A 20539-nucleotide genomic window follows, 5' to 3' on the forward strand; every position below is an offset into this window, starting at 1 on the left:
CTTCTAAATGAGAAGGCGACGTACATGCAGGTAACTTTATCCTTTGCCAGTAGGCGTATATTCATAGCTTAAACTTTTTCGATTGGTGCAAACTTCGCCAACAAACGCTTGATTCCGGTCGGACTAGGAAATGCGATATCCAATTCTTTTCCTTCGCCTTCCCCTTTTACACTGACTACCGTTCCGACACCCCATTTTTTATGGGAAGCCTTATCACCGACAGCCCAGCCTATTTCTTCACCGCCTGTTGCAGATGGGGAAGAAACAGCACGTCCGAAGCTAGGTGTTTTTCTAGCATGGGTAGGTGCAGTAGAACCTGTCCTCGCCGAAGAACTGAATGAAGTTTGCTTAGACTTGGGAGCGGGTTTCGGTTTTAAATCTTCCAGAAGTTCTGCCGGGATTTCCGAAATGAAACGGGACACTGGATTCATGTTCGTGCGTCCGTAAAGTGTCCGCATTTGGGCATTGCTTAAAAACAATTCGTTTTCAGCCCTTGTAATGCCCACGTAGGCAAGACGGCGTTCTTCTTCCATCTCTTCCTCATCCATGAGGGAGCGGCTATGTGGGAATACCCCTTCCTCAAGCCCAAGTAAAAAGACGACCGGATATTCGAGGCCCTTCGCAGAATGGAGCGTCATCAGCGTTACCGCATCGTTAGCGTCTTCAGGGTTTTCATCTAGTTTATCGATATCGGCCACCAACGCCAAATCCGTTAAAAAGCCCACTAATGATTTATCTTCACTATTACTTTCAAATGCTTTCGTCACGGATAGAAACTCATCAATATTTTCTAGGCGGCTTTGTGATTCAATCGTTTTTTCAGCCCTTAACATTTCACGGTATCCCGTTTTTTCGATGACTTCTTCTACCAATTCCGTAACGGACAAAAATTCCTGCTGATTCGTATAATTCGTAATCAATGTATGGAATTCACGGGCTGCCTTCGTCGCCTTCCCGCTAATCCCGATCATTTCTATCGACTCGAGCGCTTTATAAATGGAAATATCATATTGATTGGCGTAATCCGCCACCTTATCCATCGATGTTGCGCCAATGCCGCGTTTTGGAACATTGATTACACGGCGCAGGCTAATATCATCGTCAGGATTGGCGATGAGCCGCAGATAAGCAAGCAGGTCCTTGATCTCTTTACGATCATAGAACTTGGTACCGCCGACAATGGCATAGTTGATGTTTGACTTAAGCAGCACTTCCTCCATTACCCGGGACTGTGCGTTTGTCCGATACAGGATAGCTATATCAGAATACTTTCTTTCGCCTTTTAGCGTTAATTCATTTATTTTCCCTGCTACGAATTGTGCTTCACCTTGCTCATTGTCTGCCCTGAAATAAGATAACTTATTACCCGCTACGTTCTCTGTCCATAGATTCTTCGGCTTACGGTTTTGGTTATTATCAATGACCTTATTGGCCGCTTCAAGGATCTTTTTCGTTGAACGGTAATTCTGTTCAAGGAAAATCATCGTCGCATTCGGGTAATCCTTTTCAAAAGAAAGGATATTGGCTATATCCGCACCGCGCCACCGATAGATCGACTGATCCGAATCCCCTACAACGCATAGATTACGAAAACGTGAGGCAAGTAGTTTAACAAGCATATATTGGGCACGGTTGGTATCTTGATACTCATCGACATGGATATATTGAAACTTGCGTTGATAGTATTCCAAAACTTCCGGAACAATCTGGAATAATTGGATCGTCATCATGATCAAATCATCAAAATCAAGTGCTGAGTTTTTCCGTAACCTTTTTTGATATTCCGTATAGACATCCGCCGTGATTTTTGTGAAAAAGTCCGATGCGGTTTTTTGGTATTCTTCCGGACCGACCAATTCATTTTTCGCCGAGCTGATACTTCCAAGGATAGCCCGATAATCATATTTCTTTGGATCCAAATTGCGGTCTTTCAGGATTTGCTTAACGACTGATTGCTGATCTGTCGTGTCTAAAATGGAGAAGTTCCGGTTGAAACCCATCCGGTCGATATCTCTTCGTAAAATCCGGACACACATGGAGTGAAACGTCGAAATCCAAATGTCCTCGGATGCTCCACCTAGAATCGCACGGATTCTTTCTTTCATTTCTCGGGCCGCTTTGTTGGTAAACGTAATGGCGAGGATATTCCAAGGAGCGATTTCTTTCTCCACCATCAAGTATGCGATCCTATGTGTTAAAACACGGGTCTTTCCACTACCTGCACCAGCCATGATCAATAGTGGGCCATCCGTTGCTTTTACTGCTTTTTGTTGTTGTTCATTCAAACCCGTTAGTAATTTTTCCGCTAAATATTGCATCATTACACCGCCTGTACGAACATTTGTTCTTTTATTATACTACACTTCATTAATTCCATGAACGTTTTATTTAACAGCGGCAACCGTTGCAAGTGCCGCCTTCAAGTCTTCATAAATTACATTTCCAACTACGATAACATCCGCAAACTTGGCCATTTCTTTAGCCTGTTCGACTGATTTAATGCCGCCTCCATAGAATAGCACGCTATTCTCCATGCTCTCTTTAGCGGCCTCCAGCATCCGGACATCTCCATATATACCGCTATACTCCAGATAAAAAATAGGGAGATTGAACATCTTTTCGGCCATCATCGCATAGGCACCCACATCATCCATATCCAATTCAGTGTTGGCATTCGTCAATTGAGCCACCTTGCAATCAGGGTTGAGGATACAATATCCCTCGACAAAAATCTCGTCCCAATTCATTAAATATCCGTATTCCTTGACCGCCTGCTGATGCAATTTCATCATCCAATCAGGATCGGTGCTATTCAACACACTTGGGATAAAATATAAATCGAACCCCGGCGTCACCGTTTCCACTGACGAAATCTCCATCACGCACGGAACGGTATAGCGCCTGACCCTTGCCATTAAATGAAGCACATTCTCAAGCGTGACTCCGTCCGTGCCGCCGACCATAATGGCATCTGTTCCAGATTCACAAACCTTTTCCAATGCTTCATCGCTTATTTCTTTATTTGGATCGAGTTTGAAAACATGTTTCCACTCGCGAAAATCGTACATAATAATCCTCCATTCACACTTCCCATTAAACCATTATAGCATTAAGATTTTTCATAAAAAAAGAGAAGTGCTGATAAAAAATTTTCCAAAAAAAACCTACGAATCGAAAACCCACTCTATCGTGGCAACTCCTCTCAAAAAGCTGCCGACCACCTGGATAAACTCAAAATAAAAAACCAAGAAAACGAGTTCCTCGGTTTTTTTCGATTCATCCATTATAAGAAACGTCCCATTACGTTTCAGTTGGTTCCTCTACATCTTCTTTAATGCGATTGATGGCCATGGAATAAGCGTCGTTCCCGTAGTTCAAGCAACGTTTGACCCTGGATATCGTAGCCGTGCTGGCTCCGGTTTCCGTTTCAATCTTATGATAAGTTTTACCTTCCTCAAGCATGCGGGCCACTTCAAGACGTTGTGCCAAAGATGATATTTCATTGACGGTGCATAAATCATCAAAAAAGCGATAGCACTCGTCTAAATCGCGCAAAGAAAGAATCGACTTAAACAATTGATCTGTCGCTTTCCCTCTTAACTTATCAATTTGCATACATACTCCCCCTTAATTTTCTTGGGCATCAAATGACACGTTCTTATCTATACCTGGTTGGTTCGGAATTACGTTGACCCAGGTCTTGCCTGTCACCAACCCTACTTCTTTCCCATTAATCACGGGTATAATCCGGTCATCTTTATTCACCCATTCTACTTCATTGATTTTCCCCTTTTGAAGTAGGTAACCTTTTCCGCCGCTTTTCAAATCAATCTTTCGGCGTCCTTTATCGTCAACCACCTGATGAGCAGCCTCAATGATGAATATATTATCTAACAGGACAGGTTTCTTAGATTGATACTCAACCGTTTGCTCACCATTCGAATAACGTGTGTATTTTTCTTCTGCTTTTTCATACTCATAATGAACATTGGATGTTGCATCTCCATAGACGACATCGATGTTCAAAGCGGCATCTCCTTGCAGACCTTTTGCCTCTTCCTCCGTCAAGAATGCAAACGGTTCGGGGGCACCAGTCAACTCATAGCCTTTTTCCTTTGCACCTTTTTCGATATTTTCAAAAGAGGTGTAGGAGTTATGAGGGGCTTTTCGGTCTGTAGTCCGCTGAAATAGAGTACCATCATAATATAAGCCATTCAAGTTATCAACATAACCTTTGTCAAGCATCGTCTTTGCCTCCGGGCTATTACCGTGGCATACATAGAGACAGTCCAAGCCTTTGGCAAGTTCGATATAATAATCTCTCGCACTTCTAATCGGACCGATTTGATCTGGGGTCTCACTCTGGAAAACGGCTAACAACCTTGTAATGTCACCCTCCGCCAGCAATTCATAAACGATGTCCGCTTCAGAAAGACCCGATTGGGGACGCGCCTGTGGGTGATTATTGATCATCACCGCTACGGCCCTACGCTTCTTCTCTCCATCTGTGCTTTTTCCCGTTAGCGGAAAAACACCTGAAGAACCATCTGTATCTTTCATGACAGATTCGTCTTGCTGGTCTTCCTCTGTCTTATCCTTCGCTGAACAGCCTACTAAAAGTAACATCGCTATCATGATGAAAAGAAACTTTTTCATACACTTTTCACGCTCCTGATTACTCAACCGTGTCGTTTGCTGCGTTCTTTTATATTTTAACGCATTATAGTAGGGAAGAGTATATTTTTATTCATTACATCATATACCCCACGCTGGGTAACCCTGATATACGGTAAATGGGTCGTAGAAAAAAAGGATAGGGTATATACGGGATCAGCGAAGCGATAACCCCGTTCACGCAACAATCTTTTCAATTCATTTTCTTCTATAATTAATTCAGGAACTTCCTTATTGGACATTATCCCTTTTAATGTTAATGGCACCTCATGAATCACTTCTTCTTGCTCTGTCAAAACAATACCGCCGCCGATTTCCTTCAGCCGGTTGAAGGCCAGGTGCATATCCTTCTTACGTTTCCCAATCAAAATGATATCTCCGGTATTCGTATAGGTGGCTGCAAAACCGCATAACTTATCGGCAAACCCCTTCAGTATCGTATTGATCCGCCATTTCCCTTCCTTATCGATGAGCATGAAGAAACACTCATCATCTTGAAAGGTAAGCTCTTCATATCCCACATCGTTTGAAAGGGAATATGGTTTGGTGATCACGTTATTGACCAGCTCTATTCCGAACGGCATCGAGAATTCGAAATCTTCCTTCAAGCTAAGGTCCCAGTCCATTTCCAACGGTTTAAAATCAAAATCGCTCCAGTTGATTTCTTGTGAATCCGGAATGATTTCCCCATCCCGCTTCACCCATTTCCCTTTAGCCATGACAGAAACCGGGGCGGGCTCCTCGATATCAGACAGAAAATTGATATTGGCGACTCTGCCCGTAGCAATATTGCCATGGAGATATTCAATATTATAATAGCGTGCGATATTGATAGTGGCCATATTATAGGCGTCAATGACTGGTACACCCTGTTCGATTGCTATTTTAATCAAGCAATCTATGAATCCCTTTTCATAAAAAGAGGGTGGTGAACCATCCGTTGTATAAAAGAACTTATCATATTGATCGATACCCAGTTCATGAATTTCCTGCAATATGTTTGGGAGATCCGGACGGATGGATGAATGCCTTAATGAAACGAAATAGCCTTGAAGTAAGCGCTCCATCACCTCATCACCTGTCATGGCCTCATGGTCACAATCGGCTCCAAATAGTGTCATCTTGGCAAGTGTTTTCTCAGAAGCACCAGGAAAGTGACCCTCTATCTTCTTCCTCATCCGCTTGGCCTCCTGAATCCAATGCAGCATCATGTCATCGCCATCAAGAAGCTTAGGCCACCCCGTCAGTTCACCGCCCTGTAAAACGGCATCATGCTCAAGCCAGGATTTAACCGCTCCATGAGAAAATACGGTATCTTCATCGATCAACTCCGTTTGTCCATCAAAACGGCTCCACCAATACATCGTAACAGGGATGTTACGTAGCTCCTTCAAAAGAGAAAACGCTTTCTTTTTTCCTAATTGCAAAAGGAATGGCAGGTTATCGTTGATAAGTGTCGTTGTCCCAAAATGGGATGCATAGCGTGAGAAAGACAGGGGATTATATAATTGAGAAGGGTGTGAATGCGGCTCAATATATCCCGGGACTAGGTACTGATCTGAACAATCAACCATTTCACAGCGGTCTATATTTTCAGGAAGGTTTGTACCGACATAGATAATGCGATCGTCATAAATCCATATATTTGCTTTCACCCATTTTCGTAAAGCCTGGTTTAAATATGTAGCATTTTTCAAAAGGATGTGTGGTGACCTCTTTCCATCCAGCACATCTATATGTTCCCGTAGATGTTTATTTTTCCATCTATAACGTTGTTCCAGCATAAACATCCCTCCATGAATTGTAAGACAAAGGAATTGAAATCCCAATTCAATCCAATTTTATCTTATAGTAACATATTTATTTCATTAACACAGTAAAGTTAACCAGAATACTGTGAAATTTTTGTGAAAGGATGAACTTATCATGAAATTCAAACAAAATATCAGCATAGTCAATGCGCTTATGCGGATTACCTGTGGCTTTACCTTTCTTACCTGGGCCACAGCGAAAATGGTTAAAAAACCATGGAAAAATCAATCTTACTTAATGGTGGTCATCCTTGCTGCCATGAAAATAGGCGAAGGCATATTGCGCTATTGCCCCGTTGTCGATGTAATGGAAAATGGTCAAGCCATGATGAAGGATAAGCAGAACAGGGATGACCAATCTGATTCGTATTGATTTCATTTTAAAAGAAGCTGACTCGAGATTTGAGCCAGCTTCTTTTTATGGTCAAGGAACCTATTCTATGGCTCGATATCCAATATCCGTACGCCAAAACAGGCCTTCTTTTTCAATATGTTCTACTTCTTTATAGACTTGTCTTTGGGCAGACGCAAGGTCGTTTCCTTTAGCCGCAACAAGCAATACCCTGCCTCCATTGGAAACAAGATCTCCCTGGTCGTTTTTGGCCGTCCCGGCATGGTAAATATGGGTGTCCGGCTGAATCCTATCCAACCCTTTGATTACCGACCCCTTCGTGTATGCTCCAGGATAGCCTTCTGCAGCCACGACTACACCAAGAACCGCTTCATCATCCCATTCAAGATCTAAATCTTCCCCTGCAAGGACCGCTTCAAGAGTATCGACGAAATCCGTCTTTAAGCGGGGCAATACTACTTGAGTTTCCGGATCCCCAAAACGGGCATTGAATTCAATCACTTTTGTACCCTTTTCCGTTGCAATTAACCCGGCATATAATATGCCTGAAAATCGGCGATTTTCTGAAATCATCGCATGAACCGTCGGTTGCAGAATAGCATCTACCGCTGCTTGCACCATACTATCGGATATTTGAGGGACGGGGGAGTACGCACCCATTCCACCAGTATTCGGTCCTTTATCACCATTGTAGGCACGTTTATGATCCTGTGCGATAACCATTGGATATACTTTATCCCCGTTCACGAAGGCCATCAATGAAAACTCCTCGCCATCCAGGTATTCCTCGATGACAACCTTTGCTGAAGCTTCCCCGAACTTTGCACCGACTAGCATATCATGAATGGCTTCCATTGCTTCCTGCATCGTCATGGCGACTACTACGCCTTTGCCCGCAGCCAGACCATCAGCCTTGATGACAATGGGAGCGCCCACTTTTTCGATATATGCCTTTGCCTGCTCATAATCAGAAAACGTCTCATATTCTGCTGTTGGAATATGATAATCCCTCATTAAATTCTTGGCAAATGATTTACTTCCTTCAATGACCGCAGCCCGGCTGTTTGGTCCGAACACCTGCAAGTTTTCTTTCTCAAAGTCATCAGCCAACCCATTAAGTAAAGGCGTTTCCGGTCCAATCACCGTCAAAGCAATCGCATTTTCTTTTGCGAAAGCGACCAATTCTTGATGTTTGGTTTCCTCGATTGATATAAGTTCGGCAACATCTGCCATGCCGGGATTCCCTGGCGCCACGAAGACTTTCTTAACCCGTTTGCTTTCAAACAGTTTACGGGCGATAGCGTGCTCCCTGCCTCCACGGCCAATCACTAGTACATTCATTACCGCACCTCATCTTCGATTAATGTTTAAAGTGGCGAACTCCTGTGAATACCATTGCTATTCCATATTCATCGGCTTTATCAATTGAATCTTGGTCTTTCTTCGATCCACCTGGCTGGATGATTGCCGTTACGCCTGCTTTTGCCGCCGCCTCCACGGTATCGTCCATAGGGAAGAAAGCATCCGATGCCAAAGCACTTCCCGCTACTCTTTCACTAGCTTGTTCTAGAGCTATTTTTGCTGCGCCGACACGGTTCATTTGCCCTGCACCCACGCCCAATGTCATCTGATCATTACAAATAACGATGGCATTCGATTTGACATGTTTTACGATTTTCCAACCAAGTTCAAGAGCTTTCCACTCTTCTGCGGTCGGTTCGCGTTTTGTTGCCACTTTTACTTCTGCATCCTTCAAACCGAAAGCATCACGTTCTTGCACGAGTAAACCACCTTCAATTGAAGTCAATTTACGTTCCGGTTTTTTAGCAGCCTGGAAATTAACCGTTAATAGACGAAGGTTCTTCTTACTTGTCAATACATCCAATGCTTCCTTAGAGAATCCTGGAGCGATGATGATTTCAAGGAAAATTTCGTGAAGCTTTTCCGCAGTCGCTTTATCCACTTCACGGTTCAAGGCGATGATGCCACCAAAAATCGAAGTGGAATCCGCTTCATACGCTTTATCGAATGCTTCCAGAATCGTATCACCAACACCGACTCCACAAGGATTCATATGCTTGACGGCCACGGCTGCCGGTTCTTTGAATTCCTTAACGATTTGAAGGGCTGCGTCTGCATCATTGATGTTATTGTATGAAAGTTCTTTTCCGTGCAGTTGTTTTGCTTCCGCAATCGAGAAGGTAGATCCAAGCGGTTTTTTATAGAACGCTGCTTTTTGATGAGGATTTTCCCCATAACGAAGCGACTGTTTCAATTCATAAGTAACAGTAAGTGATTCTGGATTCTCTTCTTCGGCAAGCTCAGTCATATATTCTGAAATCACGGCATCGTATGCCGCTGTATGACGGAAGACTTTAGCTGCCAGACGACGATTCGTCGTTTTTGAGACATCTCCGTTTTCTTTTAGCTCAGCCAATACCGTTGCATAATCCTCACTATCGACGATAACCGTCACATACTCGTGGTTTTTCGCAGACGAACGTAGCATGGTCGGTCCTCCGATATCGATGTTCTCAATCGCATCTTCCACCGTCACATCCGGTTTCGATATCGTCGATTGGAAAGGATAAAGGTTCACACAGACCAACTGAATCGGTTCAATATGATGCTCTGCTAGTTGAGCTCTATGCCCTTCATCTCCATGCTTGGCTAAGACTGCTGCATGGACATTCGGATGTAGCGTTTTAACGCGGCCGTCCAGAATTTCCGGGAAACCAGTGATTTCACTGATACCGATGACATCCACGCCATTATCCTGTAATGTTTTGCTCGTACCGCCCGTTGAAATGATTTCAAAACCGGCCTCTTTCAGCCCTTTGGCAAATTCTACGATGCCTGTTTTATCCGATACACTAATTAACGCACGTTTCTTCATAATATGTTGTTCCCTCCATTATGTATGTTGTTTCTCTTGGCATAGCCGGTTCAAAATTTTTGGATACAGATCATGTTCCAATTCCTGAATTCTTTTTTGGAGGATGTCTTTTGTATCTCCGTTAAGAATGGGTACTGCCTCTTGAGCAATGATCGGTCCTGTATCCATTCCCTCATCGACATAATGAATCGTGACCCCGGTTTCCTTCACTTCAGCCTTAAATGCCTGGCCAATAGCATCCTTACCGGGAAAACAAGGCAAAAGAGAAGGGTGAATATTCACAATCCTTTGCGGATACTTCCCTAATAACGTCGCTCCTATTAACCGCATATACCCAGCAAGAACAATGAAGTCCACGCCATGGACATGAAGTTCGTCCAATATCTCCCGTTCATATCCTGCCTTATTTTCGTACTGTTTTGCTGAAAATGAGTATACCGGAATGTTCTCCAATCTGGCCCTCTCCATTACATAAGCATCCTCACGATCACAAACAACAAGGCATATTTCCGCTTCTAGATTTCCCTCTTTTATTGCATCAGCGATGGCTTGAAAGTTGCTTCCATTTCCCGATGCAAAGACAGCAAGGCGCCTCATCGTTTAAAAGACACTCCTTCTCCCTCAACAATCGTTCCTATAACGGAAGCCTGTTCACCACAAGACTGTAGATGCGCAATGATTGCAGGAGCATCCGATTTTCTCACGACGGCCGTCATCCCGATGCCCATATTGAATATATTGAACATTTCCTCCTGAACAAGATTTCCTTTTTCCTCAAGGTACGAGAAAACTTTGGGAATCGTCCAACTGCCCAACTCAATTTCAACACCGCAGTTTTCGGGAAGGATGCGCGGAATATTTTCGATGAACCCACCACCTGTAATATGTGCTAGTCCCTTCACTTCAAACTTTTCAAGTGTCGACAATATCGACTGGACATAGATCCTTGTCGGTTTCAATAATTCTTCACCCAATTTGCAACCGAACTCCGGCACGAGTTCATGTAAATCCATTCCTGCATCTTCAAGGAGGATTTTACGGACTAGTGAATAGCCATTGCTATGGATCCCGCTTGAAGCAAGACCGATGACAACATCACCAATGGATATGTCCTCACCCGTAATTAAGCGTGATTTTTCAACCGCGCCAACCGTGAACCCAGCCACGTCATATTCTTCGGTTTCGTACATCCCTGGCATTTCAGCTGTTTCCCCACCGATTAAGGCACAGCCTGCTTGCTCACATCCGTCCGCAATTCCTTTAACGATCATTTCAATTCTCTCGGGATCAGCTTTGCCGCAAGCTATATAATCTAAAAAGTACAACGGCGCAGCCCCCTGTACGACCACATCATTGACGCACATCGCTACACAATCAATTCCAATTGTATCATGTTTATCCATCATGAACGCGAGTAAAAGCTTCGTCCCGACTCCATCCGTTCCCGATATAAGGACAGGCTCTTTAAGGTGTAACGAAGACAAATCGAACATGCCTCCGAAACCTCCCAATCCGTTCATTACTTCAGGACGAAATGTCCGTTTTACATGTTTCTTCATCCGATTTACCGCTTCGTAGCCCGCTTCGATATCGACACCAGCCTGCTTATATGCATTAGCCATTTGAAATCCCCCTCCGAAAACCACTCGTTCTTATCGATGTTTTTTTAGCATTTAATTTTTTCCCGTTCGTAATCGAAAATTTCCGTTGGATAATTTCCGGTGAAGCATGCTAGACATGAACCGCGTGTTTCTCCAGCAAACGGACGTCCAATCGCTTCCACCATGCCTTCCACACTTAAAAAGGTTAATGAATCGGCTTCAATGATTTCCCGTATTTCCTCCACCGATTTGGAGCTGGCAATCAGTTCCTCTTTTTTCGATGTATCAATACCGTAAAAACATGGATTTTTAATTGGCGGCGAACTGATCACTACATGGACCTCTTTGGCTCCTGCATCTTTCAGCATGCGGACAATCCTTCTGCTCGTCGTTCCTCGGACGATCGAATCGTCCACCATGATCACGCGTTTCCCTTCCACGACGCCTCTTACCGGCGATAGTTTCATCTTCACACCCTGTTCGCGAAGGCTCTGTGATGGTTGAATAAATGTCCGTCCGACATAGCGGTTCTTAATTAAGCCCATTTCATAAGGGATGCCCGCAGCTTCGGCATAACCAATGGCTGCCGAAATGCTTGAATCCGGAACACCTGTGACAACATCCGCTTCGATTTTCGCTTCCAGGGCCATCTGCTTACCAAGGTTTTTCCTGGCTGTATGCACATTGATCCCATCAATGTTGCTATCCGGTCGGGAAAAATATACATATTCCATCGTGCACATGGCGTGTTGGCTGGATAGGGAAAAGTACTCTGAATGGATTCCCTCATTGTTGATGACGACAAGCTCTCCTGGTTCGATATCACGGATAAATTCTGCACCAACGATATCAAGTGCGCATGTTTCAGAGGCAGCGTAATACGCATCCCCAATCTTTCCTAGGGAAAGTGGGCGGAAACCATGTGGATCCCGCGCTAAAATCATTTGATTTTCCGTCATGACGACAAATGCATAGGCGCCCTTTAGCATGCTTAAGCTATTTTTCACAGAGTCCCTAATATCGGAATAACCAGAGCGTTTAATCAAATGAGCAAGGACTTCCGTATCCGATGTCGTTTGAAAAATGCTCCCTTGTCCCTCTAACTGTGCCTTTAACTGACTGGCATTGACGATATTCCCATTATGGGCAAGAGCCAGCCCTCCTGTATGTGAATTGAACAAGAAAGGCTGAACGTTTTGATACCCGCCGCCGCCTGCCGTCGTATAGCGAACATGACCTATCGCTGATTTCCCGGTACCCGAAAGTGCCTCCATTTTTTCTGCGGTGAAGATTTCCGTTACAAGACCTTCCCCTTTCGTGATGGACATTTGGTTACCGTCCGTCACGACAATGCCGGCTCCCTCTTGGCCCCGATGCTGTAAGCTATGCAGTCCGTAATAGGCAAGCTGTGCTGCATCTTGATGTCCCCAGACTCCTACTACGCCACATTCCTCATTAAGACTTCTTATTTCAGCAAGCATGGAATGGCCCCTTTCCAAGCTGATTGCAATTCTTCAACATTCACTTCAAATACCAGATTATCGCCATCATCCGTCACGATTATTTTTGGATCATTCGTTACTTCCCCTATAAGGATCGCATCTTCAACGATGGATTCAAACGCCGCTTGGTTTTCTGGACGAACGGATAGTAAGAATCGGGATTGCGTTTCGCTGAACAACCCGGATACCAATTCGCCGGAAACCTGAACGTTTGCGCCGAGTTTTGCCGGACCGAATAAAGATTCACTTAAGGCAACGGCCAAACCACCTTCTGAAAGATCATGTGCGGAGGCGATATGCCCTGCTCGAATGGCTTCAAGAATTTGTGCTTGACGTTTTTGTTCAACGTGTAAGTCCAATTCCGGTGCAGGTCCAAAGATTTTTCCTTCCACCATTTTTTGAAGTTCACTGCCGCCAAATTCAGCTTTCGCTTCCCCGACCACATATATCAAGTCGGATTCATGTTTGAACGTTTGAGTCGTGATATGTTGAAGGTCATGTACAAGACCAACCATTCCTACTACTGGCGTTGGATAAATGGCCTCGCCATTCGTTTCATTATAAAGTGATACGTTTCCACCAATGACAGGCGTACTTAAGCTACGACATGCTTCGCTCATGCCGTCAGCGGCTTTTTCCAGTTGCCAGAATATCTCTGGTTTTTCCGGATTTCCAAAATTCAAGCAATCTGTAATCGCCAAAGGTTCGCCACCCGAACAGACAATATTACGGGCTGCCTCCGCTACAGCAATCTTACCGCCTGTTTCGGGGTCGAGGTAAATATAGCGGGAGTTACAATCCGTTGTCATGGCAAGCGCTTTATTCGTTCCTCGCACACGTACGACTGCAGCGTCCGAGCCAGGGGATACCACAGTATTCGTACGAACCATATAATCATATTGGTCGTAAACCCATTCCTTGCTTGATATGGTAGGCTGTTGTAATAATGCTAAAAGAGTACTCTTATAATCCTTAATAACCGGAACTTTTGCCGTCATGCTTTGGAAGTCACGGAAATATTGTGGTTCAGCAGATGGTTTGTGATAGATTGGTGCTTCTTCGGCCAATGCATCGACCGGGACCGCGGCCACGATTTCACCTTGATGAGAAAGAGTTAAGTTTTTATCATCCGTTACTTCACCAACAGCAACGGCTTCCAGGCCATACTTCGTAAACAAATCGACGATTTCCTGTTCCCGTCCTTTAGTAACGACGATTAACATCCGTTCTTGTGACTCAGACAACATCATTTCATACGCAGTCATGCCTGTTTCACGTTGCGGTACTAAATCAAGATTCATTTTAATCCCTGATCCAGCTTTGCTCGCCATCTCAGCCGATGAGCTAGTAAGCCCCGCTGCGCCCATATCCTGAATGCCGACAAGTGCATCATTATGGATGAGCTCAAGACAAGCTTCTAACAGTAATTTCTCCATGAATGGATCGCCAACTTGCACGGCTGGTCTTTTCTCTTCTGAAGACTCTGAAAGTTCTTCCGAAGCAAATGTTGCTCCATGAATGCCATCACGGCCTGTTTTGGCACCCACGTACATGACCGTATTCCCTACACCATGAGCCTGGCCTTTCTTGATGTCCTTATGGTCAATTAACCCGACGCACATGGCATTGACTAACGGATTGCCCTCGTACGAAGGATCGAATTGAATTTCTCCGCCGACAGTGGGAATCCCAATACAGTTTCCATAGCCGGCAATTCCTGCAACCACTTCTTTAAATAAATACTTCACGCGTTCGTTATCCAATTCACCGAAGCGCAACGAGTTTAACATGGCGATAGGTCGGGCTCCCATGGAGAAGACATCACGGATAATGCCGCCAACACCTGTAGCCGCTCCTTGATATGGCTCAATGGCCGATGGATGGTTATGGCTTTCGATCTTGAAAACGACGGCCTGATTATCACCGATATCGACGATTCCAGCCCCTTCACCAGGACCTTGTAGTACTTTTTCCCCCGTAATCGGGAATTTTCTTAAGATGGGTTTTGAATTTTTGTAGGAACAATGCTCTGACCACATGACGGAAAACAAACCAGTTTCCGTATAATTCGGCAGTCTGCCTAAGATTTTCTCCACCATGGCGAATTCTTCATCGGATAACCCCATACTTGCGTATAAACGCTCCGATTTAATTTTATCCGGACTTGGTTCAAGCTGTAACAACATGTGATTCCCTCCAGTTTTTCACGATGGATTGAAAGATCTTTAAGCCGTCTTTACTGCCTAGCAATGAGTCAACAGCACGTTCTGGATGAGGCATCATTCCGAGGACATTGCCTTGTGCATTGGTGATTCCCGCGATTTGTTCTAGGCTACCGTTGGGATTTTCTCCCTGATAAGTGAACAGAATGCGGTTATTTTGTTTTAATTCCTTCAGTGTTTCTTTATCACAGTAATAGTTCCCTTCACCATGGGCCACTGGAATGGTGATGGATTCGTTTAATGAATAACCCGTGGTAAACATCGATTCATTATTTTCAACTTTCAGTTCTACGTTACGACAGATGAATTTCAGTCCATCATTACGTCGCATCGCTCCCGGTAACAGCCCTGCTTCAAGCAAAATTTGAAAACCATTGCAGACGCCAAGTACCGGCTTTCCTGCTTGAGCCGCTTTTACGACTTCGGCCATCACATTGGAAAAACGGGCAATCGCTCCTGAACGTAGGTAGTCGCCATAAGAGAATCCGCCTGGAAGCAGGATCCCGTCAAATTTGTCTAGATTATCCGTGGAATGCCATACATACTCCACTTCCTCCCCAAGCGCATCCTGTATCGCATGATACATGTCGACATCACAATTGGAGCCAGGAAAAACGATGACAGCGAATTTCATTGGGTGACAACCTCCTCCACGTCATAGCGGTACGCTTCAATGACTGTATTGGCTAATAGCTTTTCACACATTTCCTTCACCAGCTGATCTAAATCACGGTCGGTGTCATCAATCGTCAGTTCAATGTATTTCCCGATACGAACATCGCTCACTTCGTTATATGTCAAACTATGAAGGGATTGTTGAACCGCTGTCCCCTGTGGATCCAGTACACTTTCTCGTAGTGTGATATATACCTTAACCTTATACATGTTGAGTGCCCTCCAACTTTGCTAGAATTTTTCCATATGCATCTGTTAAACTACCTAAATCACGGCGGAATACGTCTTTGTCCAATTTTTCATGTGTCTCTGCGTCCCAAAGGCGACAAGTATCCGGTGAAATTTCATCAGCCAACAGGATTTCCCCATCAGGTGTCTTGCCAAATTCCAGTTTAAAATCAATCAGGTTAATGCCCATCTCTTGGAATATGGTTGATAGGACCTTACTGATTTCCCGTGCCTTTTCCTTTAAGATCGCTACATCTTCCTTGCTGGCAAGCTCCAATTCTTCAATATGGTCTTCCGTCAACAGAGGATCGCCGAGTGCGTCGTCTTTATAATAAAATTCAACGAGCGTTTTCTTTAGTGGATGGCCCTCTTCCATGCCGGTGCGTTTAGAGAAACTACCGGCAGCCGTGTTTCTAACGACCACTTCAAGAGGAATGATGGAGACCTTTTTAACCAGTTGCTCCCGCTCGGAAAGCTTTTCTATAAAATGAGAAGGAATGTTTTGTTCGGCAAGCTTCGAAAATAGTAAACTAGTAATTTGATTATTCAACTGGCCTTTACCAGCGATCTCTGACTTCTTCTCGCCGTTGAATGCCGTTGCTGAATCTTTGTATTCCACCCATACTATTTCACTGTTGTCCGTTGCATAAATCTGTTTCGCTTTCCCTTCATACAGCAATTCTCGCTTTTCCATCTGTTAAGACCTCCGAATTGTGAATATTATGAATTTTCATCTTATCATTAGGCAAGGAGCAAACGCTTCACCCGATGGGGATTCACGTTTGCAGCCTTATTTTATAAGCCTAGGCGATCAAAGATCACATCTACGTTTTTCAAATGATGGGTAGGATCGAAACAGTCATCAAGTTCTTCTTTAGTAAGCAGACTTGTGATTTTATCATCCTTGTCGATCAGGCTCCTGAATGGAACTTGTTGCTCCCAGGCGTCCATCGCATGTGGCTGAACCGTATCATACGCCTCTTCACGGACAAGACCCTTGTCAATAAGGGCAAGCAGAACGCGTTGAGAGAAGATTAATCCAAGTGTACGATCCATGTTACGCTTCATGTTCTCGGGATAGACAGTAAGGTTTTTCACGATGTTACTGAAGCGGTTCAACATATAATTCAAAGCAATCGTTGCATCCGGCAAGATGATTCGTTCAGCAGAAGAGTGGGATATATCACGTTCGTGCCATAAAGCTACATTCTCATACGCTGTCATCATGTATCCACGGATGACCCGGGCCATTCCTGTCATGTTCTCAGAACCGATAGGATTCCGTTTATGAGGCATTGCTGATGATCCTTTTTGTCCTTTTGCAAAGAATTCTTCCACTTCGCGCGTTTCGCTTTTTTGTAACCCTCTGATTTCCACAGCGAATTTTTCGATGGAAGTTGCAATTAACGCCAATGTACTCATATAGTGTGCATGGCGATCACGTTGCAAGGTTTGCGTTGAAATGGGATCAGCTTCAAGGCCCAGCTTTTCACAGACGAATTGTTCAACGAACGGGTCGATGTTTGCATATGTACCAACAGCGCCGGAGATTTTACCTACCTCGATGTTTTTTCGAGCAGCATCAAAACGTTCCACATTCCGTTTCATTTCTTGGTACCAAAGGGCAAGCTTCAAGCCGAAAGTGGTCGGTTCCGCATGCACACCATGTGTACGTCCCATTTGGACGGTATATTTATGTTCTTTCGCTTTGTTTTTCAAGATCTCGACAAAATTATTTAAATCCTTTGAAAGAATATCATTCGCTTGTTTAATCACATAAGAAAGTGCCGTATCAACTACATCCGTTGAAGTCAGCCCATAATGCACCCATTTACGTTCTTCACCTAATGTTTCGGAAACCGCACGTGTGAAGGCCACAACATCATGGCGAGTGTCTTTTTCAATTTCATTGATGCGCTCTACATCGAATGACGCATTTTCACGAAGGAGCTTCACGTCTTCTTTCGGTATGACACCAAGTTCCGACCACGCTTCACATGCCAAGATTTCTACTTCCAACCATGCATTAAAGCGGTTTTTCTCTGTCCAAATGTTACCCATTTCAGGGCGGGTATAACGTTCTATCATTTTGCTTCCTCCGTTTCAACCTGTTGATTCCAAATTTTGCTTCGATTACTTTCTAAAAGGGCTTCCTCGAGTGTTGGACGTAAAATGTTAACATGCCCCATTTTCCGTTTTATCTTGGCCTCTCTTTTACCGTAAAGATGAACCTTCCAATCTGTAAGCTCCGGAATTTCATGAAGTAATGGCTCCAAGTGTTCACCTAGGACGTTGACCATGACCACCGGTTGCAACAAGGAGGTATTTCCGAGGGGCCAATTACAGACAGCACGGATATGCTGTTCAAATTGGGATGTTGCACATGCTTCCAATGTATAATGACCCGAATTGTGTGGTCTTGGTGCAAGCTCATTGATGATGATTTCATCCTTTGCCGTTAAAAACATCTCCACGGCCAATGTACCGACCAGTTCTAGTTTTTCGGCAAGCTGTCGAGCCTCCACAATGGCCTTTTCTTCAGCACTCTGACTGATGCGAGCGGGAACGATGCTTTTATGCAGTATATTTTCAATATGAATATTTTCTGCTACCGGAAAATGACTTGTTTCACCATTCGCTTTACGCGTCACGACAACCGAGATTTCCTTAACGAAAGGTATCCAAGCTTCTAATACACATACACCTGTTTGGAGCAGGGATTCAGCCTTTTTAATATCAGCTTCCTCATTTATGACTAACTGCCCTTTTCCATCATAACCGCCACGGGTCGTTTTTAACACACTTGGGTACCCTAATTCTTCTATATGTAGGTAAATTTCCGAAACATCCTGAATTTCCTGGTACGGGGCAACCGTTGCTCCGGCACCTGCTATGGCTTTCTTTTCAGTAAGCCGATCCTGTGTTTGTTTTAATAATTCCGACCCCTGAGGAAGATAGGCATGCTGTTTCAACCAATCAAGAGCCTTGGAACTGATATTTTCGAACTCATAGGTAATGACGTCACTGACATTTGCCAGCCTTTTCAATGCATCTATGTCATCATAAGCCCCAAGGATCTCTATATCTGCCACTTGAGCACACGGACCATTAGTCGTTGGTTCAAGAACAGCTATCTTAAAGCCTGCTGCCTTAGCCGCTAAGGCCATCATCCTGCCTAACTGTCCACCGCCAATAATTCCAATCGTCTGACCCGGTAAAATGACCTTATTTAAGTTGTTCACTGCTCAATAACACCTTTTCCCTAGTTTCGTCTCGGAGAACCTCTAATCTATCGGCGATTTCTGAATCGAAAGCAGCCAATACCTGCGCCGCAAGCAAACCTGCGTTAATCGCCCCTGCCTTTCCGATGGCTACCGTGGCAACCGGTACCCCGCCTGGCATTTGAACGATCGATAATAATGAATCCATACCGTTTAAAGCCTTGGATTGGATTGGCACCCCAATCACAGGTACTATTGTTTTAGCTGCCGTCATACCGGGTAGGTGAGCAGCTCCACCTGCACCTGCTATTATCACCTTAATCCCGCGCTCTCTTGCACTCTCTGCATATTCAAACAATAAGTCTGGTGTGCGGTGGGCCGAAACGACTCTTTTTTCATAGGGGATTTCAAGCTGTTCCAATGATTCACAAGCATACTTCATCGTTTCCCAATCCGAGACGCTACCCATAATGACCCCGACCTGCGACTTCATAATACTGTCCCTCCCACTTTCCATTCTATCATCTATAATTTTCAAAAAAAAAACGGGCAGACTTCTTCCTCATAGAGAAAGCAATCTGCCCGGAAAAAAGTCTTCACAAAAAAGACTTCGATAGTTTCCGAATAAGTCAGCTACTTTTCTCATAGTCCGATGATTTACGGTCATCAGGTAGAAACTTTTGGGCCATATCCCCAGGATTATATGAGAGGTATTAATATACATCCATCTTACCGTCACGCATTTTCATTGTCAAGATAAAATCGAATATTTTTATAGAATACTTAAAGATCGTTCGTGTTTTACTCCAATAACTTTGCTTCAAATACAATTTTCCTGTTAATTGGTTCATAATGAGCCATTCCATTCGTGATTCTTTCCTCGAAAATGGGTTCTTCCGTTCTCCTCACTGGAAAGTACCCTGCAGCCTTTATTCGATCAAGACATTCATCAATGCTTTCTCCTTCTCTAACTTCAAACTTTTCTTTACCCTTTTTACTCACAGAATCGTTCCTTTCCTGCATTCACTATTTTCATGAATATTTTTGTTCCACCCTTATTAAACAGCTTGCCTATTTTTCTAATTATAAATTCTTTCAGATAGGTTGAACAGCTTATCCAGGGATTTTAATCAAAGATCGACGGAAAGCTGTTTTCGATATCTAACTTGTTCTGTCCTAGCAACAGTGAATGATTTCATTTTATTTTAATGGTACCAGTCTGAAAACAAAAAAGGCCAGCCTAATGGCTGACCTTCGAAATGGCTTGGCGGCGTCCTACTCTCACAGGGGGAAACCCCCAACTACCATCGGCGCTGAAGAGCTTAACTGCCGTGTTCGGAATGGGAACGGGTGTGAC

The 20539-nt window shown here is 44.1% G+C and carries 19 protein-coding genes, 1 rRNA gene and 1 riboswitch; of the genes, 1 reads left to right on the forward strand and 19 read right to left on the reverse strand.

What is annotated here, in order from left to right; genetic code table 11:
- Window positions 1-68: 68 nt before the first annotated feature.
- The 5 genes from pcrA to ACQKL0_RS18130 all read right to left on the reverse strand — a co-directional run bounded on the left by pcrA (window position 69) and on the right by ACQKL0_RS18130 (window position 6458).
- Window positions 69-2318, reverse strand: coding sequence for a DNA helicase PcrA (gene pcrA, locus ACQKL0_RS18110; RefSeq protein ID WP_402989348.1), 2250 nt, complete (start codon window positions 2316-2318; stop codon window positions 69-71).
- Between the two features lie 66 nt (window positions 2319-2384).
- Window positions 2385-3068: a heptaprenylglyceryl phosphate synthase gene (locus tag ACQKL0_RS18115; RefSeq protein WP_402872255.1), complete on the reverse strand. Its 684-nt coding sequence runs from the start codon at window positions 3066-3068 to the stop codon at window positions 2385-2387.
- A gap of 232 nt (window positions 3069-3300) precedes the next feature.
- Window positions 3301-3615 (reverse strand): YerC/YecD family TrpR-related protein, encoded by a 315-nt coding sequence (locus tag ACQKL0_RS18120; RefSeq protein ID WP_402958616.1) that lies wholly within the window; start codon window positions 3613-3615, stop codon window positions 3301-3303.
- 12 nt (window positions 3616-3627) lie between these two features.
- Window positions 3628-4656 carry a DUF3048 domain-containing protein gene (locus tag ACQKL0_RS18125; RefSeq protein ID WP_427688968.1) on the reverse strand — a complete coding sequence of 343 codons (1029 nt, stop codon included), beginning with the start codon at window positions 4654-4656 and terminating at the stop codon, window positions 3628-3630.
- A gap of 56 nt (window positions 4657-4712) precedes the next feature.
- Window positions 4713-6458, reverse strand: coding sequence for an adenine deaminase C-terminal domain-containing protein (locus tag ACQKL0_RS18130; protein ID WP_427688970.1), 1746 nt, complete (start codon window positions 6456-6458; stop codon window positions 4713-4715).
- Between the two features lie 142 nt (window positions 6459-6600).
- Here ACQKL0_RS18130 and ACQKL0_RS18135 point away from each other — a divergent pair, with 142 nt between their 5' ends.
- Window positions 6601-6858: a YgaP-like transmembrane domain gene (locus ACQKL0_RS18135; protein WP_402872266.1), complete on the forward strand. Its 258-nt coding sequence runs from the start codon at window positions 6601-6603 to the stop codon at window positions 6856-6858.
- Between the two features lie 60 nt (window positions 6859-6918).
- Here the strand turns inward: ACQKL0_RS18135 and purD are convergent, their stop codons facing one another.
- From purD to rrf, 14 genes are all read right to left on the reverse strand, one after another.
- Window positions 6919-8178 (reverse strand): phosphoribosylamine--glycine ligase, encoded by a 1260-nt coding sequence (gene purD / locus ACQKL0_RS18140; RefSeq protein ID WP_427688972.1) that lies wholly within the window; start codon window positions 8176-8178, stop codon window positions 6919-6921.
- Window positions 8179-8197: 19 nt separating this feature from the next.
- Window positions 8198-9733: a bifunctional phosphoribosylaminoimidazolecarboxamide formyltransferase/IMP cyclohydrolase gene (gene purH / locus ACQKL0_RS18145; RefSeq protein ID WP_427688974.1), complete on the reverse strand. Its 1536-nt coding sequence runs from the start codon at window positions 9731-9733 to the stop codon at window positions 8198-8200.
- 18 nt (window positions 9734-9751) lie between these two features.
- Window positions 9752-10330 carry a phosphoribosylglycinamide formyltransferase gene (gene purN / locus ACQKL0_RS18150; RefSeq protein WP_427688976.1) on the reverse strand — a complete coding sequence of 193 codons (579 nt, stop codon included), beginning with the start codon at window positions 10328-10330 and terminating at the stop codon, window positions 9752-9754.
- Window positions 10327-11355 (reverse strand): phosphoribosylformylglycinamidine cyclo-ligase, encoded by a 1029-nt coding sequence (gene purM, locus ACQKL0_RS18155; protein WP_427688978.1) that lies wholly within the window; start codon window positions 11353-11355, stop codon window positions 10327-10329. Before purM ends, purN begins: the two co-directional genes overlap by 4 nt.
- Before the next feature lie 44 nt (window positions 11356-11399).
- A complete protein-coding gene (purF, locus tag ACQKL0_RS18160) occupies window positions 11400-12815 on the reverse strand; it encodes an amidophosphoribosyltransferase (RefSeq protein ID WP_427688980.1) in 1416 nt (471 codons plus the stop codon).
- Complete coding sequence (gene purL, locus ACQKL0_RS18165) at window positions 12800-15022, reverse strand: phosphoribosylformylglycinamidine synthase subunit PurL (protein ID WP_427688982.1); 2223 nt, start codon at window positions 15020-15022, stop codon at window positions 12800-12802. The genes purF and purL overlap by 16 nt, the downstream gene beginning before the upstream one ends.
- Complete coding sequence (purQ, locus tag ACQKL0_RS18170) at window positions 15006-15692, reverse strand: phosphoribosylformylglycinamidine synthase subunit PurQ (RefSeq protein ID WP_427688984.1); 687 nt, start codon at window positions 15690-15692, stop codon at window positions 15006-15008. The genes purL and purQ overlap by 17 nt, the downstream gene beginning before the upstream one ends.
- Entirely contained in the window at window positions 15689-15943 is a 255-nt protein-coding gene (gene purS / locus ACQKL0_RS18175) for a phosphoribosylformylglycinamidine synthase subunit PurS (RefSeq protein ID WP_427688986.1), read from the reverse strand. The genes purQ and purS overlap by 4 nt, the downstream gene beginning before the upstream one ends.
- Window positions 15936-16655: a phosphoribosylaminoimidazolesuccinocarboxamide synthase gene (gene purC / locus ACQKL0_RS18180; RefSeq protein WP_427688988.1), complete on the reverse strand. Its 720-nt coding sequence runs from the start codon at window positions 16653-16655 to the stop codon at window positions 15936-15938. The genes purS and purC overlap by 8 nt, the downstream gene beginning before the upstream one ends.
- Window positions 16656-16756: 101 nt before the next feature.
- A complete protein-coding gene (gene purB, locus ACQKL0_RS18185; RefSeq protein WP_402872289.1) occupies window positions 16757-18049 on the reverse strand; it encodes an adenylosuccinate lyase in 1293 nt (430 codons plus the stop codon).
- Window positions 18046-19203 (reverse strand): 5-(carboxyamino)imidazole ribonucleotide synthase, encoded by a 1158-nt coding sequence (gene purK / locus ACQKL0_RS18190; protein WP_427688990.1) that lies wholly within the window; start codon window positions 19201-19203, stop codon window positions 18046-18048. The genes purB and purK overlap by 4 nt, the downstream gene beginning before the upstream one ends.
- Window positions 19187-19675: a 5-(carboxyamino)imidazole ribonucleotide mutase gene (gene purE, locus ACQKL0_RS18195; RefSeq protein WP_427688991.1), complete on the reverse strand. Its 489-nt coding sequence runs from the start codon at window positions 19673-19675 to the stop codon at window positions 19187-19189. Before purE ends, purK begins: the two co-directional genes overlap by 17 nt.
- Before the next feature lie 132 nt (window positions 19676-19807).
- A riboswitch (purine riboswitch) is annotated at window positions 19808-19909 on the reverse strand.
- A 74-nt stretch (window positions 19910-19983) separates the two neighbouring features.
- A complete protein-coding gene (locus tag ACQKL0_RS18200) occupies window positions 19984-20184 on the reverse strand; it encodes an NETI motif-containing protein (RefSeq protein ID WP_402958642.1) in 201 nt (66 codons plus the stop codon).
- 260 nt (window positions 20185-20444) lie between these two features.
- Window positions 20445-20539: ribosomal RNA gene (gene rrf / locus ACQKL0_RS18205) — 5S ribosomal RNA — on the reverse strand; the annotation flags it as partial.

The organism is Peribacillus sp. NPDC097264 (assembly GCF_050277925.1).
In the GTDB taxonomy this organism is placed as follows: Bacteria; Bacillota; Bacilli; order Bacillales; family DSM-1321; genus Peribacillus.

Coding starts and splice junctions, on each gene's coding strand:
- purB (WP_402872289.1), bottom strand. CDS start 18,049: ATGATAGAACGTTATACCCGCCCTGAAATGGGTAACATTTGGACAGAG.
- ACQKL0_RS18115 (WP_402872255.1), bottom strand. CDS start 3,068: ATGTACGATTTTCGCGAGTGGAAACATGTTTTCAAACTCGATCCAAAT.
- purD (WP_427688972.1), bottom strand. CDS start 8,178: ATGAATGTACTAGTGATTGGCCGTGGAGGCAGGGAGCACGCTATCGCC.
- purQ (WP_427688984.1), bottom strand. CDS start 15,692: ATGAAATTCGCTGTCATCGTTTTTCCTGGCTCCAATTGTGATGTCGAC.
- purF (WP_427688980.1), bottom strand. CDS start 12,815: ATGCTTGCTGAAATAAGAAGTCTTAATGAGGAATGTGGCGTAGTAGGA.
- ACQKL0_RS18120 (WP_402958616.1), bottom strand. CDS start 3,615: ATGCAAATTGATAAGTTAAGAGGGAAAGCGACAGATCAATTGTTTAAG.
- pcrA (WP_402989348.1), bottom strand. CDS start 2,318: ATGCAATATTTAGCGGAAAAATTACTAACGGGTTTGAATGAACAACAA.
- ACQKL0_RS18125 (WP_427688968.1), bottom strand. CDS start 4,656: ATGAAAAAGTTTCTTTTCATCATGATAGCGATGTTACTTTTAGTAGGC.
- purL (WP_427688982.1), bottom strand. CDS start 15,022: ATGTTGTTACAGCTTGAACCAAGTCCGGATAAAATTAAATCGGAGCGT.
- purS (WP_427688986.1), bottom strand. CDS start 15,943: ATGTATAAGGTTAAGGTATATATCACACTACGAGAAAGTGTACTGGAT.
- purE (WP_427688991.1), bottom strand. CDS start 19,675: ATGAAGTCGCAGGTCGGGGTCATTATGGGTAGCGTCTCGGATTGGGAA.
- purH (WP_427688974.1), bottom strand. CDS start 9,733: ATGAAGAAACGTGCGTTAATTAGTGTATCGGATAAAACAGGCATCGTA.
- ACQKL0_RS18135 (WP_402872266.1), top strand. CDS start 6,601: ATGAAATTCAAACAAAATATCAGCATAGTCAATGCGCTTATGCGGATT.
- ACQKL0_RS18130 (WP_427688970.1), bottom strand. CDS start 6,458: ATGCTGGAACAACGTTATAGATGGAAAAATAAACATCTACGGGAACAT.
- purN (WP_427688976.1), bottom strand. CDS start 10,330: ATGAGGCGCCTTGCTGTCTTTGCATCGGGAAATGGAAGCAACTTTCAA.
- purM (WP_427688978.1), bottom strand. CDS start 11,355: ATGGCTAATGCATATAAGCAGGCTGGTGTCGATATCGAAGCGGGCTAC.
- purC (WP_427688988.1), bottom strand. CDS start 16,655: ATGGAAAAGCGAGAATTGCTGTATGAAGGGAAAGCGAAACAGATTTAT.